The organism is Deltaproteobacteria bacterium, from assembly GCA_016930875.1.
Classification (GTDB): Bacteria; Desulfobacterota; Desulfobacteria; order Desulfobacterales.
On record JAFGFW010000203.1, the window covers coordinates 1 to 3475 of the forward strand.

At 47.2% G+C, this 3475-nt stretch carries 1 protein-coding gene and 1 pseudogene; one reads left to right on the forward strand and one right to left on the reverse strand.

Translation table 11 applies throughout. The annotated features are described in order from the left end of the window. Positions 1-215: 215 nt before the first annotated feature. Complete coding sequence (locus JW883_16850; GenBank protein ID MBN1843932.1) at positions 216-1490, forward strand: cobalamin-dependent protein; 1275 nt, start codon at positions 216-218, stop codon at positions 1488-1490. 666 nt (positions 1491-2156) lie between these two features. On the opposite strand, the pseudogene JW883_16855 reads toward JW883_16850, so the two are convergent. Then, a pseudogene (locus JW883_16855) lies at positions 2157-2387 on the reverse strand (hypothetical protein). Between the last annotated feature and the right edge of the window lie 1088 nt (positions 2388-3475).

Below are 3475 nucleotides of genomic sequence, written 5' to 3' on the forward strand. Positions count from 1 at the left end.
CTTGATCCGGCATCCAGTTCTTTTTCTGGATTCCCCGGTCAAGCCGGGGAATGACGACTTTTGGCTTTTTTTCGCCAGGATCATATTATTGTCAAGAAGTTACAGACACATTACACTAGTATTGGCAATAGTTCTTAGAAGTGCTTACATTATTGCTGTGACGTGACAGTATCGGAGGTTTGTCCGTAAGACCGAGCTTTGGCGGGAAAAGAGCGATGAAAGTTCTACTTGTATCTGCCAACACCGAGTCGATCAATATGCCCGTCATCCCGCTAGGGTTGGCCGCCGTGGCTGCTGCCACGCGAAATGCTGGTCATCGCGTTGAGTTGATTGATCTTCTGAGCGTCAAAGATGCTGGATCGGCTATCAGGGAAGCCGTGGAGGGGTTTCAGCCTGAAGTTATAGGGATATCGATCAGGAACATCGACGATCAGAAGATGGCGCCTCCGAATCTCTTGTTAGACCAAGTCAAACCGGTCATGTCCGAATGCCGTCGGTTTTCCGAAGCCCCTATCGTCTTGGGCGGTGCAGGCTACAGCATTTTTCCTGAAAGCGTACTTTCATATTTGGGAGCAGATATGGGGATTCAGGGAGAAGGAGAGATTGCGTTCCCTGCTCTCCTAGCTTTTATGGAACGAAAGGCTGACCCTTCGGGGACTCCAGGCCTTTTTCTTCCAGAACGAGGACTCCAATGCAAAAGAAAGTTTATCAAGGATTTGGATCTGCTGCCCCTCCCTGATTCTAGTTTGTGGTCCAAGATGGTTGCCGGGAACGAGGACTTATGGATGCCTATTCAGACAAGGCGGGGATGTCCGATGCGCTGTAGCTACTGTTCCACCTCGCTAATAGAGGGAAGAATTATCCGTAAACATACCGCGGAAACAGTCGTCAATCTCCTTGCCCGTCATGTTGAGAATGGGTTTCGCCGATTTTTCTTCACCGACAACATATTCAATATTCCTTTGTCCTACGCAAAAGAGCTTTCCCAAAGACTTACTCAAAGGCGATTGGCCATATCTTGGAGATGCATTCTGTACCCTGGCTATGTTGATGAAAGCCTCGTAAGGGACATGGCAAAAGCTGGATGCAAAGAAGTGAGTCTGGGATTCGAGAGTGGATCTGAAATCATATTGCGAAATATGAACAAGAAGTTTGGCCTTGAGAATATCCGACGCACGTCTGAACTCCTTGGTGACTACGGAATAGGTCGCATGGGTTTCTTGTTACTGGGAGGGCCTGGTGAATCAAAAGGCTCGGTCGAAGAAAGTTTTACGTTCGTAGATTCGTTAAATCTGGATGCCATCAAAGTCACCATAGGCATACGAATCTATCCCGGTACTGCTTTGGCCAAACAAGCCGTCTCCGAAGGCGTAATCGCGGCTGAGGATGACCTTCTTTATCCGAAATTCTATTTAGCTCCGGAGATAAAGGGTTGGCTGCAAGAAATTGTGAACGGCCGGATGAAAGATCGGCCTCATTGGAGGATGTAGGCTCCGGCTTTTTTTCAGATCAATCTGTGCGGAGCCCGCCAATATCGCGAATTTCCACTCAATGAGAAAGGTATAGATCACATCAATTCAGTGGGCGAGTGTCGGGAACCGCCAAAACACAGATATGCGAGTGGCGAAGAAAGCTTTACTCGGGTTCTTCGTCACACCACATTAGATAGTGCAAGGCTATACGTAAAAAAGGAACGTATCGGGGATTATGCAAGGCCGTTGGATGAATGGTACGCCATGCACGTGAGGAATCGCTGACGGAAGCCCTAAAGAGACTTCAGGATTTGCAATAATCTTGACTGAATCCCGGAAGTCGAAATGCTAACTATCTGCAATCCATCTCCGTTCTGGCAAAAGTAAAGATACCACCACTCCGTGATCTTGTGAGTCATAACCCCTGGAACACCGATTGCTGCAATGACTGGGTACTTTTTGAGAGCCGGGATTCTTTAGGTTGCTGGATGAAATTTACGACCGATGCCCCTGGTTGCCTAGTGTCGATCTCGGTAAGATCTACCATGCGCCCATCATATAAGTTTTTTACTCCAGAACCTTTTTAGCCTTCTCTTTAGCGGCCCCAGCATGCTCTTCCGTCTTCTCTGCCATCGCTTCAACAGGTTGCTCAGCCTTCTCCTTTACGGTTTCAACAGCCTCGCCAGCCTTTTTTTCTAAAGCCTGAACAGCCTCCTCCGTTTTCTCCTCTACCACTTTAGCAGCTTCTTCAGCTTTCTTTTCCACCTCTTGTGTAACGGCGTGAGACTCTTGTTTTACCCCTTCAACAGCTCCCTGATATTCGCTCTTGGCGGGCTGTTCACCTTTCTCGCCGTTTCCGCAACCGGCGAAAATCAATAAAGAGGCAATTCCCAATAACAGTACCGCATACTTCATGATTCTCCCCCCCTTTCGAAGTTCCAGGAAATTCTGGCCCTACGTTTTCACAACATCATAGTAGAGCCTCTTATAAAATGCAAGGCCCTGCCTAAAAATCTTGTGCCTGGGTCAACTAAGAGATGTGGTGCCGAGGTAACCCATCATAGACATTGAATAAACTCTCATGCTCCGTCGGTCCCAGGTTGGCCGGACAAGGGACTTGCTGTCAGTCTCGTGAGTGTAAGACGTTTATGCGCCAAAATCCATGCCGAAGTGTTTGCCAAAATTGGCTATATCATGCAGAGATCTCTGATAAGATCGTGTGAGTGGCAGGGACACATGATTGGCAAATGTTTTACTTTTGAGACTCTTGAAGCAACCACAATATGTTGATCCAGTGATTGAATTGAAACAGTGCCACGTTTTGATAGAAGCATGGGATGTAATGTTTTTGCCCTTGCTTCTTACAAACCCTCCCAACTGTGTAATTTCTACACACTTTTCCCGCCTGTTTTTCTCAAAATTGTTACCTTTTGTTACAGTTCCGCCAGGGCATATGGTTTGGCAGGCGAGACAACGCTTTAATATTACAGACGATATCGATGTCTGTTTAGACTGGCATTAACCTTGCTATATAAAACAAAATACATGTTTGGGCTGGCACCTTAACCTGAACCGGATATACGAGGGTGACAGAACAAGTCTGAACTTTGACAATTGGAAGGCGGTATTGGGGTATTTATTCCACTTATTCCACAGCCAACTGTTCTTTGGCGTAAACGGGTTGGGCATATTCACCTCACTGTATTTCGGAGGAGGTTTAGGAGTCATAGTACTGGCAACCATCGGGCATCGGGTTCTTCGTCGACAAGTCAAAACAGTTCAATACTCCACAATCATCGATTCTTGCGCACCCAGAAGGCTCCACGCCCTTCAATGCGGTACATGACCCTTCCCTTTGGCCTGATGATTGATTTTAGGAGGAAGATTTCATATGGCACTTCCGAACGAATCTAGTGTCAAACCTCGGTTGGTAGAACTAATCAACACCATGCCCGAAGACCAGTGTCGAACACTTCTCCCGAAGCTGGAGGCTTGGACACACA